General features: G+C 72.8%; 15 protein-coding genes. 8 read left to right on the plus strand and 7 right to left on the minus strand.

Annotated features, from left to right (window positions below):
- Window positions 1–13: 13 nt before the first annotated feature.
- Both ACQEUU_RS33585 and ACQEUU_RS33590 read left to right on the plus strand, forming a co-directional pair.
- Window positions 14–844, plus strand: a complete 831-nt coding sequence (locus ACQEUU_RS33585) for an IclR family transcriptional regulator (protein WP_433073559.1) — start codon at window positions 14–16, stop codon at window positions 842–844.
- Between the two features lie 263 nt (window positions 845–1,107).
- Complete coding sequence (locus ACQEUU_RS33590) at window positions 1,108–1,653, plus strand: 2,4'-dihydroxyacetophenone dioxygenase family protein (RefSeq protein WP_270155204.1); 546 nt, start codon at window positions 1,108–1,110, stop codon at window positions 1,651–1,653.
- 165 nt (window positions 1,654–1,818) lie between these two features.
- Here the strand turns inward: ACQEUU_RS33590 and ACQEUU_RS33595 are convergent, their stop codons facing one another.
- The 3 genes from ACQEUU_RS33595 to ACQEUU_RS33605 form a co-directional block, all read right to left on the minus strand.
- Window positions 1,819–2,973 (minus strand): DUF5685 family protein, encoded by a 1,155-nt coding sequence (locus tag ACQEUU_RS33595; protein WP_433073563.1) that lies wholly within the window; start codon window positions 2,971–2,973, stop codon window positions 1,819–1,821.
- 186 nt (window positions 2,974–3,159) lie between these two features.
- Window positions 3,160–3,336 (minus strand): hypothetical protein, encoded by a 177-nt coding sequence (locus tag ACQEUU_RS33600; protein ID WP_433073566.1) that lies wholly within the window; start codon window positions 3,334–3,336, stop codon window positions 3,160–3,162.
- 15 nt (window positions 3,337–3,351) lie between these two features.
- Window positions 3,352–3,543 (minus strand): hypothetical protein, encoded by a 192-nt coding sequence (locus tag ACQEUU_RS33605; protein ID WP_433073569.1) that lies wholly within the window; start codon window positions 3,541–3,543, stop codon window positions 3,352–3,354.
- Window positions 3,544–3,927: 384 nt separating this feature from the next.
- Here ACQEUU_RS33605 and ACQEUU_RS33610 point away from each other — a divergent pair, with 384 nt between their 5' ends.
- Together ACQEUU_RS33610 and ACQEUU_RS33615 are read left to right on the plus strand one after the other, a co-directional pair.
- Complete coding sequence (locus tag ACQEUU_RS33610) at window positions 3,928–4,737, plus strand: hypothetical protein (RefSeq protein ID WP_433073572.1); 810 nt, start codon at window positions 3,928–3,930, stop codon at window positions 4,735–4,737.
- Between the two features lie 95 nt (window positions 4,738–4,832).
- The gene (locus ACQEUU_RS33615) at window positions 4,833–5,813 is read left to right on the plus strand and encodes a GlxA family transcriptional regulator (RefSeq protein WP_433073575.1); all 981 of its coding nucleotides are present in this window, start codon (window positions 4,833–4,835) and stop codon (window positions 5,811–5,813) included.
- Window positions 5,814–5,834: 21 nt separating this feature from the next.
- Here ACQEUU_RS33615 and ACQEUU_RS33620 read toward each other — a convergent pair whose 3' ends face one another.
- The 3 genes from ACQEUU_RS33620 to ACQEUU_RS33630 all read right to left on the minus strand — a co-directional run bounded on the left by ACQEUU_RS33620 (window position 5,835) and on the right by ACQEUU_RS33630 (window position 9,346).
- On the minus strand, window positions 5,835–6,431 hold the full coding sequence (locus ACQEUU_RS33620; protein WP_433073578.1) for a hypothetical protein: 597 nt from the start codon (window positions 6,429–6,431) through the stop codon (window positions 5,835–5,837).
- Window positions 6,432–6,593: 162 nt separating this feature from the next.
- Window positions 6,594–7,244 carry a response regulator gene (locus ACQEUU_RS33625; protein WP_433073581.1) on the minus strand — a complete coding sequence of 217 codons (651 nt, stop codon included), beginning with the start codon at window positions 7,242–7,244 and terminating at the stop codon, window positions 6,594–6,596.
- Window positions 7,241–9,346, minus strand: a complete 2,106-nt coding sequence (locus ACQEUU_RS33630; RefSeq protein WP_433073584.1) for a sensor histidine kinase — start codon at window positions 9,344–9,346, stop codon at window positions 7,241–7,243. Before ACQEUU_RS33630 ends, ACQEUU_RS33625 begins: the two co-directional genes overlap by 4 nt.
- A 190-nt stretch (window positions 9,347–9,536) precedes the next feature.
- On the opposite strand from ACQEUU_RS33630, the gene ACQEUU_RS33635 reads away from it, so the two are divergent.
- A complete protein-coding gene (locus ACQEUU_RS33635) occupies window positions 9,537–9,944 on the plus strand; it encodes a hypothetical protein (protein WP_433073587.1) in 408 nt (135 codons plus the stop codon).
- A gap of 12 nt (window positions 9,945–9,956) precedes the next feature.
- Here ACQEUU_RS33635 and ACQEUU_RS33640 read toward each other — a convergent pair whose 3' ends face one another.
- On the minus strand, window positions 9,957–10,856 hold the full coding sequence (locus ACQEUU_RS33640; protein WP_433073590.1) for a CHRD domain-containing protein: 900 nt from the start codon (window positions 10,854–10,856) through the stop codon (window positions 9,957–9,959).
- Between the two features lie 344 nt (window positions 10,857–11,200).
- On the opposite strand from ACQEUU_RS33640, the gene crcB (ACQEUU_RS33645) reads away from it, so the two are divergent.
- The 3 genes from crcB (ACQEUU_RS33645) to ACQEUU_RS33655 all read left to right on the plus strand — a co-directional run bounded on the left by crcB (ACQEUU_RS33645) (window position 11,201) and on the right by ACQEUU_RS33655 (window position 13,043).
- Window positions 11,201–11,596, plus strand: coding sequence for a fluoride efflux transporter CrcB (gene crcB, locus ACQEUU_RS33645; RefSeq protein WP_433073593.1), 396 nt, complete (start codon window positions 11,201–11,203; stop codon window positions 11,594–11,596).
- A complete protein-coding gene (crcB, locus tag ACQEUU_RS33650) occupies window positions 11,593–11,970 on the plus strand; it encodes a fluoride efflux transporter CrcB (RefSeq protein ID WP_433073596.1) in 378 nt (125 codons plus the stop codon). The genes crcB (ACQEUU_RS33645) and crcB (ACQEUU_RS33650) overlap by 4 nt, the downstream gene beginning before the upstream one ends.
- Window positions 11,971–12,110: 140 nt before the next feature.
- Entirely contained in the window at window positions 12,111–13,043 is a 933-nt protein-coding gene (locus tag ACQEUU_RS33655; protein WP_433073599.1) for an urea transporter, read from the plus strand.
- Window positions 13,044–13,048 lie beyond the last annotated feature (5 nt).

Below are 13,048 nucleotides of genomic sequence, written 5' to 3' on the forward strand. Positions count from 1 at the left end.
TAGGGTTTGTTCCATGAGAGGACAGGCTTCGCCAGGCACCCCCTCCGCCGGAGACGGGGAGCCGGTCGGCCTGCTCGACAAGGCGTCCGCGATCCTGGAGATCCTCGCCCAGCGCGAGTGGGTCAGCGCGGCGGAGCTCGCCGAGACGCTGCAGGAGCCGCGCAGCACCATCCACCGGCTGCTGCGCAACCTGGCCGCGCTCGGCTGGGTCGAGTCCGGCACCCGCGGCCAGTGGGGCATCGGCCTCCACCTGTTCCGCCTCGGCTCCGGCGCGGTCCGGCGGATGGACGTGCGCCGCGCCTCCCTGCCGCACATGCAGCACCTCCACGACGAGAGCGGCGAGACGGTCTTCCTGTGCATCCGGCGCGGCCTCGACGCCGTCTGCGTCGAGCGGCTCGACGGCCGCCGGGTGCAGAGCCTGGCGCTGCAACTGGGCGGCTCCATGCCGCTCCACCTGGGCGCCGGGCCGATGGCGATCCTGGCGTTCTCTCCCGAGGACGTCTATCGCGAGTGGCTGCTCGACCTCGCCGAGAACGGCGCGAAGGACGGCGGCACCGCAGCGGAGATCAACGAAGAGGTCAAGGTCACTCGCCAGCGCGGCTACGCCGTCTCCGACCAGAACGTGACACCGGGCATCGCCGCCGTCGGCGCCCCCGTGTTCAACTTCCGCAACGAGCTCGAAGGCGCCCTCTCCGTGAGCGGCCTGCGCGACGTCATCCTCGACCCCGCCAACCGGCTGGCCGAGCAGACCGTCGAGGCCGCCGAGCGGGCGTCGCGCGACCTCGGCTGGGCCCGCCCCGCCACCTGGTGGGGCAAGCCCCTGCCCTCCGACTCACACCGCTAGCCCGACCACCCCGCACCCACCGGGTCCGGCGCCGACCCCGCCCTGCGCCGACCGCCCCCTGCGCCGACCGCCCCCTGCGCCGACCGGCCCGCGCGCCGACCGCCCCCTGCGCCGCTCAACTCTGTACGCCGATCGAGCCGTACGCCGACCACACCGTACGCCGACCGAGACCTGTGCCGACCGAGACCTGTGCCGACCGAGACCTGTGCCGACCGAGACCTGTGCCGAGCGAGACCTGTGCCGACCGAGAAAGGAACGACGTCATGACGGAGACACCTACCGCCGACATGATCCGGAGCGCCGCCGCGATCCCCTACCGCGGACCGCTCCTGCCGAACACCGTGGACGACCTCGTGGAGCTCGGCGCGCTGGACGCCGAGTGCGACGAGCGCCTGTGGGTGCCGCAGGCACCGGACGTGACGTTCCGTCCGCTCCTGCTCAGCCCGACCCAGGGCTACTTCGTCAACATCCTGCGGGTCAGGAAGTCCGGCATCCTGTCACGCCACCGGCACGCCGGCCCCGTCCACGCGACGACGCTCCGCGGCCGCTGGCACTACCTGGAGCACGACTGGTGGGCCGAGGAGGGCAGCTACGCCTTCGAGCCGCCGGGCGACATCCACACCCTCGAAGTGCCGGAGGGCGTCGAGGAGATGCGGACCCTGTTCCACGTGACGGGCGCGTACATCTACGTCGACCCGGACGGCAACCCCACGGGCGTGGAGGACGTCTTCTCCAAGATCGAGAACGCTCGCCGTCACTACGCCGAGGTGGGGCTGGGCGCCGACTACGTGGACCGTTTCATCCGCTGACCGGCTCTCGCCGCGGCACCGGACGCGCCACCGGGGCGGTCCCGGACCCCGTACCGGACGCGCCGACCCGCCGTCGGACACGGTCCCCGCAGGGCCGGTCAGGCGCGGACGGCGGGGGCGCCGCACACGCCCGGCAGCATGCAGTGTCAAGCGTGTACGGGGGAGTCAGCAGTCGCAGGAGCAGTTGCAGCAGCTGCAGCAGTTGCAGCACTCGCCGCAGTTGCCGCAGTTGCCGCAGTTGCCGCACGCGTCCCAGCCCGAGCAGTCGAACCGCCGGCAGCAGGAGCTCTCGTGCTCCTCGTCCCACGGCGGCCGGTACAGGCCGCACGTGCAGCAGGCCAGGGCGGCGCAGGCGAACGACAGCAGCCCGCCGGGGTCCCGCTTCGGCGGCCGGCTCCCGGGCGGCGCGCCGGGATGACCGGGGTCGCCCGGCGGGGCCTCCGGCGCCTGCCCGTGGCCGCGGGGGCCGGCGGTCGCGAAGGCGCGGGAGACCGCCCTGCCGGTCTCCCTGACCAGCAGGGCGCGCGCCAGGCCGGGACGCGCCAGGTCCAGTTCGTCCACGGCCGCGCCGAGCCCGGCCCGCGCGTCGTCGCAGTGCCGTCGCGCCTCGTCCAGCCCGGTGCCGGTGGCGGTCAGCGGGTTGTACGCGCCGGACGCCGTGTCGGCGGCCATGTCCTCCACCGCGTCGATCAGGTGGGCCAGCCTGCCGAACTCGCGCCCGGCCGTCTCCAGCGCCTCCCGGTTGTGCGGCTTGCCCGTGAGCACCGCGGTGTGCGCGAAGGCGGCGGCCACGGCGTCCTCGGTCGGCCCCGTCAGTTCCCGCAGCGCCGTCGTCCCGGCCGGGGCTCGTTCCAGGACCGCCTGCCGGTGGGCCGCCCGCGTCAACAGGCCGGGGTCGAACCCCAGCGCGCCGGCCGTGGCGGCTCCGGCCGAGGACCAGCGGCGCGCCAGGCGTCCGGCGCCGGCCGCCACCGGGCGCCGGGCGAACACGCCGTCCCGGTCCGCCACGTGATCGCGTACCTTGCCCGCCGCCAGGAGCAGCGACACCGAGGCCGCCAGTCGCACCCCTTCCGCCTCCACCACGTCGGCGCCCCTGAACCCGCGCAGCGCGCACGCGCCCGCCCGACGGCGGGGCGCGGAAGCCGGGGACTGCGCCTCGGTGAGGACGGACACGAGCAGGCCGTCGTAGTTCGTCACCACGCGGGACAGGTGCCCGTGTTCGTCGCGCAGGGCCAGGCAGAGTCCGCACAGATGACCCATCCAGTCCGCGAAGAGGCCCTCGCACATGACGTGCCGACACGGGCGGACGATGCCGAACATATGTCCCCTTTTACGTGTATTGCGCGCCAACCGTAGCACCCGAGTGCCGTGCGGCTCGTGGATTCCGGACGGCCCACGCCCGGATCCTCCGGGCCCGTACGGACAGGGAATCCGGCGAAGGGAAGCGATCCGGCGACGACGGTCGCGACCGGCGATCCCCGGGGCCGGGACGGGAACGCGCCGGGGCTACGGATCACGGTTCTTCAGCAGCTGGGGCAGGGCCGCCAGGGTCGCCGCGCCGGCGCCGCCGCCGCTGAGCAGGGCGGCCGGCCACGCGGCGCCGGTGGCCAGGACGAGCGCGCAGGTGATCGCGGCGACCAGGATCGCGAGGGTGAGCGTGAGCAGCTGACAGGTGGTGAACATCGGGTCCTCTTCCCTTCAGGCGCGGTCGTCGGCCCAGAAGTCGATGAGCTCGTCGGGTGTCAGGTCCTCCGGGCGCGCGGCGGGCGGCGTGCGCCCGGTCGCGAGCACCCAGGTCGTCAGGAGCGTGATCAGCAGGTGCTCGTCCGCCGGGCAGGGGGCGTCGGCACGGTACGCGAAACTCGACGGGCGAGCCGTGAACAACGGCATGGGCGACGGCCTTTCCTGGAACGGTGGTGAGCGCCCCCACCGTGGCGGGCCGGGAAGGGGTCGGGCCAGCGGCCCAAACGGGTTCGGACGAGACCGGAGAAGATCGGAAAAGGCGCCGCTGGGGGAAAGGCGATGCGCGATCGTACGATCTCATCCGGATTTTTCCGGATTTACCGGGAAACGCGCCGCTCAAGGCGCGCGCGCCCCGCACCGGCACCGTCATGATCAGCGGAATCAGGGCCGAGGCCGCACCTGGGACCTCTGAGCCGGAGACCCCTTGGAGTGGCCACTGATACCGGACGAGATGGAAATGAGAGAACCATCCTGGCTGCGAGATTTTTTCTGTAAATATGGCGACATCTGCCGTCAACACCGCCAAGGACGATGACCGAAACCCCTGCGGGCAAGTTCCACGCCGCCTTCATTGCCCAGCTCAAAGAGCTGCGAGAATCGGCCGGCCAGCCGAGCTATTCCGAGATGAACCTGCTGTCACGCGCAGAGGACGTCCCCAAGGAGCTGCCCGCCAGCACGCTCAGCGACATCCTCAACTGCAAGCGGGAACGCCTCCCCGACTGGAAGCTCGTCGCCTCCTTCGTGATGGTCTGTCATCGCCACGCCGCGCAGACGGGTCTGCCGACGGCCCGCCTCGGCACGCTGGAGCAGTGGCAGAGCCGCTGGCTCGCCGCCAGGAGCGAGCAGCCGGGGCCACAGGTGACCGGCTCGTTCGACCTCTACCGGACGCCCGCCGACGAGGCCGAGCGCCGCACCTCCAGAACCGTCGCCTACCTGGTCCGCCGGGCGGCCGAGGGCGGCTCCGAGCCCGCCTACCGCCTGGCGATCGTGCACGCGCTGGCGGGCGAGGTCGCCGAGTCCCGGTACTGGGCCCACATCGCGGTCCACCGCCGCCATCCCGGCGCCGAGCCCTTCACCGGTGATCGGCCCCCGCTGACGCTGGCGGCGGACCTGGCCTTCGGCTACGGCCAGGCGTACGAGCGGGAGAGCACGAACAAGCACGACATCGCCAGGTTCTACTACAAGCTCGCCGCCGACCACGGCCACCCGGGCGCGGCCGAACGGCTCCGGGCGCTGCGCTCCGTCCCGTTCGGCAAGCTGCTCCCCGCCCCCGTCCGCCCCCAGCCTCTGTCCGAACCCGCTCCCGTCCGGCCCCGGCCCTTGCCAGAACCCGGTCCCTGACGCCCACGCCATCACCCCGCACCCCCGCCCTGACGACCGTGTCACGCGCCGCCTGCCCGCGTGCCCGTTCCCCGGGTACGCCGTACAGTCGATGCATGCCCGAGCGCCGTGTCGTCGTCGTCGGTTATCCCGACGCGCAGTTACTCGACATCGCCTGCGTGACGTCCGCGCTGCAGAGCGCGAACTGGAGCGGGGCGGCCCCCGAATACGAGATAGTCCTGGCCACCCCCGGCGGACACCCCATCACCTGCGCCAGCGGCCTGACCTTGCAGGCCCACGAGGCCCTCGAACAGCTCAGAGGCCCGCTCGACACGCTCGTCGTGTCCGGCGGCATCGGGTGCATGGCGGCCGCCGACAACCCGCTGGTCATCGCCCACGTCCGCCGTCTGGCGAGGGAGAGCCGCCGTGTCGCGTCGGTCTGCACCGGGGCGGAGATCCTGGCCGAGGCGGGCCTGCTCGACGGGCGGCGCGCCACCACCCACTGGGAGTGGGCGCGGCATCTGGCCGCCAAGTACCCGAAGATCCAGGTGGACCCCGACCCCATCTTCATCCGCGACGGGGACGTCGCCACCTCGGCCGGGGTGACCAGCGCCATCGACCTCACCCTCGCCTTCATCGAGGAGGACCACGGCCCCGAGGTGGCCCGGAGGGTCGCCCGCCACCTGGTCACCTACCTGCAGCGGCCCGGCAACCAGGCCCAGATGAGCATGTTCACCGCCGCGCCTCCGCCCGACAACAGCCTGGTCGAACGGGTCATGCGCCACATCGTCGCCAACCTCGCCGGTGATCTGACCACGTCCACCCTGGCCGCCGGCGCGGGGGTGAGCGACCGTCACCTGACCCGGCTGTTCCTCAAGCACGCGGGCCTGACCCCGGGCAGGTTCATCCGGCACGCCAGGACCGAGGCCGCGGCCCACCTGCTGGCCTCCACGTCCCTGCCGGTGGCCGTGGTGGCGGCCCGATGCGGCTTCGGCACCGCCGAGACGCTGCGCCAGGCCTTCGTCGACCGTTACGGGGTGCCTCCCTCGCACTACCGGATGACCCAGTCCTCCGCCGCGGAGCGCGCCCCCGCCTGACCGCTCCCTCCAGGGGGAGGTTCACAGCGCGGGACGGGCGGCGAGCCGGACGCCGAGGTGCGCGTGCGCGCCGAGCAGCACGGCCGCGCTGACCCACACCGAGACGGTGGAGCCGCCGAAGATCTGCGCCACCATGGTCACCGGGAACCACATCCCCGCGGCCAGGGGCAGCCAGCGGGCGGCTCCCCGGTAGCGGCCCCGGACCGCGACGGTGACGCCGAGGGCGAGCATGCCGAGCTGGCTCAGCGGCCAGCAGGCGTCCAGGATCATCAGCGGCAGCGGGAACTCGTCGTGCGTGGCGTACCCGAAGGACAGCGCGTTGAGCAGGAACGCGCCGGCCAGGAACACCAGCAGGCCGTACGGGATGACGCGGGTCCAGCCGTCACCGGCGCCGCGGGTCGCCCGGACCACCAGGACGTAGGCGAACAGGCCTACCACGAAGAGCATGCCGGTGATGGTGTCGAGCGTCTGGATGCCCTTCTGGATCTCGTCGCCGACGATGGCGATCCCGGTGGCCCAGGCGGCGGATCCGATGGCCAGGAGGAGGCCGGCGGCGCGGATCGTCCCCGGCGTGAGGGTGGGCTGGACGGTGTTGCCGGACATGGTGTGGGCGGACACGGGTGCTCCTTCTTCGGTCGTTCGTCGAGAAGCACCATCGCGGCCTCGCGTCCCGGGCGGCCAGGGAGCGGAGTCACGCCCGGGTCCCCGTCCCGGCCCGCCGTGACGGGGACCCGGGTCCCGGCCTGGCCGGGACCGCCGCCCCGGGGGCACCGCCGGGGGTCAGCGGCCGAGGCCGGCCTCGCGGGCCCGCACGATGGCCTGGGCCCGGTCGGCGACCTGCAGTTTGGCGAACACGTTGGAGACGTTGTTGCGCACGGTCTTCGGCGCCAGCGACAGGCGTTCGGCGATCTGCCGGTTGGCCAGCCCGGCCGCGATGAGGCCGAGGATCTCCCGTTCCCGGGCGGTGAGCTGCGGGAAGGGCTCCTCGCGCGGCACGCGGACGGCGGCGAGCCTGGCGAAGTAGCGCGTCACGCGCTCCGCCAGCGCCGGACCGAAGATCACCTCTCCGCCCGCCACCGCCGTGATCGCGCGCAGGATCTCGGTCTGGTCGGCGCCCTTGAGCAGGTAGCCGCGGGCTCCGGCGAGCATGGCGGCGAAGACGCTCTCGTCGTCCTCGTGCATCGTGAGCACCAGCACGTGGGTGCCGGGGCAGGCGGCGACGATCCGCTCGGTGGCCCGCACCCCGTCGAGGCGGGGCATCCGCAGGTCCATCACCACGACCTCGGGCGCCAGCCGGACGGCCTCGGCGACGGCCTCCTCGCCGTCGGCGGCGGTGCCCACCACCTCGACCTGGCCGGTGGAGTGGAGCATCATGCGCAGGCCGTCGCGGTAGACGGGATGGTCGTCGGCCAGCAGCACCCGGGGGCTCACGCCGTCACCGCCCCGGCGGGCAGTACGGCGCGGACGACGGTGCCGCCGTCCGGTCCCGGGCCGACCGCGCACCGGCCGCCCAGCTCCGCCGCCCGCTCGCGCATGCCGACCAGGCCCACGCCCGCGACCGCGCCGGGAGGCACGCCGCACCCGTCGTCGCTCACCTCGACCTCCAGCTCGTCCCCGGCCACGGCGACGCGCACGCGGCAGTTGGCCGCGCGGGCGTGCCTGGCGGTGTTGGTCAGAGCCTCGCAGACGATCCGGTACGCCGCCACCTCGGTCGCGGCGGGCAGCGACGCGAGGTCGCCGTCGGTGTCCACCCGGACGGCCAGGGAGCCGTCGCGGAACCTGGCCGCCTCATGGCGCACCGCCCCCGCGAGCCCGAACTGGTCGAGGGCGGGAGGCCGCAGGTCGTGCACCAGCCGCCGCACGTCGCCGAGCATGCCCGCCAGGTCCGCCCTGACCTGGTCCAGGGCCGCACGGGCGGCGCCGGCGTCGCGGTCCATGAGGTTGTCCGCGGCCTGCGTTTTCAGCGCGGCCGCGGCCAGGGTCGGCCCGAGCCCGTCGTGCAGGTCGCGGCGGAGCCTGCGCCGCTCCTCGGCCACGCCGGTGACCAGCCGCTCGCGGCTGTGCTGCAGCTCGTCGGTGAGCGCGGTGGCCCGTACGGCGGCGGCGGCCTGGCGCACCACGTCGGCGAGGAGCCGCTGGGCGGCCTCGGCCGGCCAGGCGCCGGGGCGCGGCACTAGGGCGAGCCGGCCGATCGGCGCCCCCCGGTAGGCGAACGGCAGCACCACCGGGTCACCGAGCGGCCGGCCGTGCTCCACCGTGAAGGCCGTGCCGTCGGGGCGGTCCAGCTCGACCCGCACGTACGGTGACCGGAACGCCGCCGACACCGCCTTGGCCACTTCCAGCAGCAGTTCCTCCGGCCTGGTGGACTCCTCCAGCCGCCGGGCGAGCGCCGAGACGATCTCGTACGGCTCGGGACGCCCGGTCAGCACCCGGTCCACCCACCGCCGGACCCGTTCCCGCAGCGGCGCGTAGACGACGCCCACCGCGACCGCCGCGAGCACCGCCGCGACCGGCTCGCCGATCAGCGCGCCGAGCCCGGCGAACAGCGGCACGTCGATGGCGACGACGGCGAGCGCGAGCCCTCCGTACAGCAGCGTCCAGCCGAGCACCGGGTCGACGTCGTAGAGCCGATAGCGGCTCACCGCCACCAGGACCGCCGCGGCCAGCGCCACCAGCGACAGCACGAACCCGAGATCCTGCGGGACACCCTCCAGGAAGGCGGAGCCCGCCATGAGGGCGATGTTCAGCATCCCCGCCAGCAGCATCCAGCGGAGCTGGGCCCGCCGCTCGCCTGAGGAGCCGCGGAACCGCCACGCGAAGGCCGCCACCGGGATCAGCAGGCCCACCACGAGCAGGTACGGCGACGCCCCGAGCGCGGCCTGCCAGAAGGCGCCGGGGAGCGTGGGCCCCGGCGGGTCGAGGCCGGGCAGGTATCCGGTCGGCGACACGTCACGCCACGGCACGAGCAGGTAGATCAGGACGGCCAGCCCCGACGCGCCGAGCGCGACGCCCGCGGCCCACCTCCACCGCGGCGAGGGCAGCCGGCCGTCGGGGAAGAACAGCAGGACGAGCAGCGGCACCAGGTTCAGCAGCGGGCCCAGCCGCGCCCCGGCGTAGACGGCGGCGGCGGTCAGCGGCAGCGCGCCGCCGTGGCGCGTCAGCGACAGCACCGCGTACGCGCCCGCCAGGCCGTTCACGGCGGTCACCAGGCCGCCCGCGACCAGCAGCAGGGTCATCAGGTGGCGCGGCAGCCGGGCCGCCAGCACCCCTCCGGCGACCGCCAGCGCCGCGCCGGGCACCGCCGACGACCAAACCGGCCAGTCCATCGCCTCCGGCCTGGTCACCGGGCCGGTGGCGACCTCGACCGCGATCGCCGCCGCGGCCGCCAGCACGGCCGCCCCGGCCACCCCCATCACCCCCGCCGCCACCCACCGATCACGTCCCACAGAACCGGTGGTGAGGGTCTCGGGGTGGGCGGGGCCGGGATGGTGGGCCGTGGGCGGGGGGTGGCCGTCGACGGCGGGGTCGGACACGTCGTCAGGGTGTCACACGCCGCGTCCCGCCGGCACGGGACCGGTGTCCCGGACGGGCGGGACACCCGTCCTCCGTGTCCACCGGCCCGGACAGGACGGCGCTCGGGGCCGCGATCTCCGGCGTCCTGGGACACACCCGATCCAGAACCGAGTACGGTTCACGCAATGGGATAAGAAAAGGGGATATTTCATGGTTCCTGCCGACCCATCGCTCGACTCGACGTCGGTCTGCCTGGAGGACGAACTGGCCCGCTGGGCGTCGTTGAGCGGCATAGCGGTGGAGACGTGGGCGCTGCCCGATGACGGCTTACCCGCGCACGTCGACGCGGTCGTACGGCCGGTGATCCGCGCCGTGCTGGCGGAGATAGAACAGCACGGGCTGGCCCGTACGGTCGCGATCGCCCTGACCGTGAGCCCGGCCCGCGTGCGCCTGACGGTCAGTGACGACGGCGCGGGGATGCCGGTGGCGGCGCTGGAGGCGCGCCTGGCGCAGGGCCGCGCGGCGTTCGCGGCCATGGGCGGCTCGCTCACCGTCCACAGCGTGCCGCGGGAGGGCACGACGGTGAGCGGCGTCATCCCGCGTGGGAAGACCGGCTGACGCGGCGGCGGTTCACCAGTCGCCGCGGTAGAGCTGGCCGCGGACCGCGCCGCCGGGGAACTGCTTGGTGTGCAGGTTGACGTACCAGTTCTTCGGGTTGTTCCAGATGCGGCGGCCCAGCGCGGGGGTGACCGGAGCGCTGCCCGCGACGCCGTTGACGCCGGGCGGCAGGCCCTTCCTGGCTTCGAAGAAGGGCACGGCCACGGGGCCGTTCCCGCCCTTGGGCGCGCGGTGGATGTGCGCGGCGACCGGCGCGCCGATCCGCTTCCACGCGGTGGCGAACCAGACGCGCCTGCCCTGCGGCTGCACCAGCCATCCGGCCCGCCCGTCGCGGTCGCCCACCTTGGTCCCGGGCGCCGGCACCTCTTGGCGGCCGTCGGCCCGCGTGGTGAGCGTCCTGCCGAACCCGTGCGCCAGCACCGACTCCAGCTCCACCGGGCGGATCCGGTACAGCTGGGCCCGCACCGCCCCGGCGGCGTGTTGGGCGTTGTGCAGGTTGGCGTACCAGTTGCCTGGGGCGGCGGCGATGCGGTGGAGCAGCCGGACGTCGGCGACCCGGACCGTGCCCTTGACGGCGTGCAGGCCGGCGGGCAGGGCCTGGCCGAAGAACGGGACCTTGACCTCGCCGTTCTCGCCCGCCCGTCCCCGGTGGATGTGGAACCCGCTGGGCGGGCCCAGTTCGTGCCATCTGATGGCGTAGTCGACGCGCCGGCCGTGGATCCTGAACACCGCGAGGGCACGGCCGTCAGGATCGCCGGCCTTCGCGCCCCGGACCGGCACTTCTTGGGCGCCGTTGAGCGCCGCGGCCAGGTATACGGGGGTGGTGGCCTGGGCGGTCACCGGGCTGAGCGAGGCGGCGATCAGAGCGGTGGCGGCGGCCAGGCCGGGAATCACGAGGGTGCGCTTGTCCATCTTGACCCTTTCGCTGGTCTCTGTGGCGTGGTACGGCCCGCCGCGCCGTGGAGTTCAACCGCCGAGTGGGGAAAAGTACGCACCGGCCGCCGGAGATCATCCGGCGTGGTTCCGCAGAGAGAGCTTTGACGCATCCGTGAGAGGCGGTGCGGGACTATCACGGAATAGTCATTTCAGGGATCGATTTCTTCATTTTCGACCTTCTGCCCCAAAGTCTAATTTCGGAAGGCAAGGGCAAAAGGGACGCCATTATCGGTTTTGAGTAGGGCTTCGCCGATCACTCCAAGAGAGCAGGGGGAGGAGTCACGTCTCGATCGCGGCCTGGTGATCGGCAAGGAGGAATGATGGCTGACACGCCCCGGATCGGCCGCGCCCTGGCCTTCGTCGGGGTCGGCGGCGGCATCGGCGCGGTCGCCCGGTACCTGCTCACCGAGGCGCTGCTGGGGGCGTCCCACCCGCTGCCGTGGCCGACGCTGATCGTCAACACTCTGGGCTGCCTGCTGATGGGCCTGCTCACCGCCGAGCTGACGCGGCACCCGCTGCACCGTCAGCCGGTGAAGATGCTGCTCGGCACCGGGTTCCTGGGCGGCTTCACCACGTTCTCGCACTACGTCGACGGGATCCGCGAGCTGACCGTGGACGGCACGCCCGGCTGGGCCGCCGTCTACCTGGTGCTCAGCGTCGTGCTGGGACTCCTGGCCGTCTGGGCCGGCATGTCGCTGGCGGGGAGCCGGAAATGATCACTGTCCTCGTCGTCTTCATCGGCGGCCTGATCGGCGCCCCGGCCCGCTGGCTGGTCGACTCGTCCGTCAAGAAGAGGTTCGGGTCGGCCCTGCCGTGGGGGACCCTCACCGTCAACATCCTCGGCTCGGCCATCCTCGGCTTCCTGATGGGGCTGTCGTCGGTCGACGCGCTCTCCCACACCGTGCTCTCGCTGATCGGCACCGGCTTCTGCGGCGCGCTCACCACGTTCAGCACGTTCAGCACCGACACGTACAAGCTGCTCTCGGCCGGGTCGACCGGCAAGGCGCTGGTCAACATCGGCATGAACCTCGTGGCGGGTCTCGCCGCGGTGAGCCTGTGCTACCTGCTCGGCAGGGCCGTGGCGGGGTGATCGTGGTTATAGAAATCATCATTTAATGGACGACTTATCTCATGGTTGTCCCGCTAAATGGCATTTGCGCTTTAGTGGGGACGCGCCGGGAATGTTGCCGCTCGTCGCATCATTCGAACCGGAAAGACAGGGGCGGACATGTGAATGTCAAGGCTGCCGAGCTGCCGCCCGCGATAGCCCGCGGTGTCAGCCAGGTCGATTTCCAGGCCGATTACCGGACGGCTCTCTGCTTCATCGTCGCGCTGTTCGTCGGCGGCTGGCAGTTCGGGGTCTTCGGCCTGCTCGGCGCGGCCGTGGCCACGCTCACCGCCGTGGTGCTCGGCGTGTCGTCCGATCGGGTGACCGGCGGGCTGGAGGGCTTCAACGGGACGCTGATCGGCGTCGCGCTCGTGCTGTACTTCGACGTCCACTGGGTGACCGTACTACTCGTGATCATTGGTTCGATCATGGGAAGCGTGCTGACCTCGGCGCTCGTCGCGCTGCTCGGCCCGTACAACCTGCCGACCTTCACCGCGCCGTTCTGCGCGATCACCACCTTCCTGGTGATCGGCGCCCCGGCGTTCGAGCGGATCTGGCGCGGGCGCAGCATGGCGCCGCCGCCGTCGGCCGCCTACCCGGGGCGCGAGCTGACGTTCACCGACCTGTGGCAGGGCCTGTTCAACGGGATCGGCCAGGTGTTCTTCCAGGGCAAGTGGTACGTCGGACTCATCTTCCTGATCGGCCTGTGGTTCGGCGGGTGGCTCGTGGCCCTGGCCGCGCTGCTCTCCAGCGCCGTCGGCATCGTGGTGGCGATCGTGCTCGGCGCGCCCGCCGCCGACATCGGCGCCGGACTGTACGGCTACAACGCGGTGCTCACCGGCATCGCCCTGACCGGGACGTTCGTCGCGCTGAGCCGGCTCGGCGTGCTGTACGCGGTGGCCGGGGCGGTGTCGGCGGCCGTGCTCACGGCGTTCGTCACCGACCTTTTCGAGCCCGTCGGCGGACACACCCTGACCTGGCCCTTCGTCCTCGTCACCTGGATCTTCCTGGCGGCAGTGCCGGCGTTCTCCGGCCTGCGGCGCAGTCCCACCTAAGGAGA

The organism is Nonomuraea sp. CA-218870 (assembly GCF_050936535.1).
Lineage (GTDB): Bacteria > Actinomycetota > Actinomycetes > Streptosporangiales > Streptosporangiaceae > Nonomuraea > Nonomuraea corallina.

Bases quoted from the DNA above. Each gene is read 5' to 3' on its own strand.
- crcB (WP_433073596.1), top strand. From the start codon at position 11,593: ATGATCACTGTCCTCGTCGTCTTCATCGGCGGCCTGATCGGCGCCCCG.
- ACQEUU_RS33600 (WP_433073566.1), bottom strand. From the start codon at position 3,336: ATGTTCACCACCTGTCAGCTGCTCACGCTCACCCTCGCGATCCTGGTC.
- ACQEUU_RS33610 (WP_433073572.1), top strand. From the start codon at position 3,928: ATGACCGAAACCCCTGCGGGCAAGTTCCACGCCGCCTTCATTGCCCAG.
- ACQEUU_RS33590 (WP_270155204.1), top strand. From the start codon at position 1,108: ATGACGGAGACACCTACCGCCGACATGATCCGGAGCGCCGCCGCGATC.
- ACQEUU_RS33640 (WP_433073590.1), bottom strand. From the start codon at position 10,856: ATGGACAAGCGCACCCTCGTGATTCCCGGCCTGGCCGCCGCCACCGCT.
- ACQEUU_RS33635 (WP_433073587.1), top strand. From the start codon at position 9,537: ATGGTTCCTGCCGACCCATCGCTCGACTCGACGTCGGTCTGCCTGGAG.
- ACQEUU_RS33605 (WP_433073569.1), bottom strand. From the start codon at position 3,543: ATGCCGTTGTTCACGGCTCGCCCGTCGAGTTTCGCGTACCGTGCCGAC.
- crcB (WP_433073593.1), top strand. From the start codon at position 11,201: ATGGCTGACACGCCCCGGATCGGCCGCGCCCTGGCCTTCGTCGGGGTC.
- ACQEUU_RS33585 (WP_433073559.1), top strand. From the start codon at position 14: ATGAGAGGACAGGCTTCGCCAGGCACCCCCTCCGCCGGAGACGGGGAG.
- ACQEUU_RS33615 (WP_433073575.1), top strand. From the start codon at position 4,833: ATGCCCGAGCGCCGTGTCGTCGTCGTCGGTTATCCCGACGCGCAGTTA.
- ACQEUU_RS33595 (WP_433073563.1), bottom strand. From the start codon at position 2,973: ATGTTCGGCATCGTCCGCCCGTGTCGGCACGTCATGTGCGAGGGCCTC.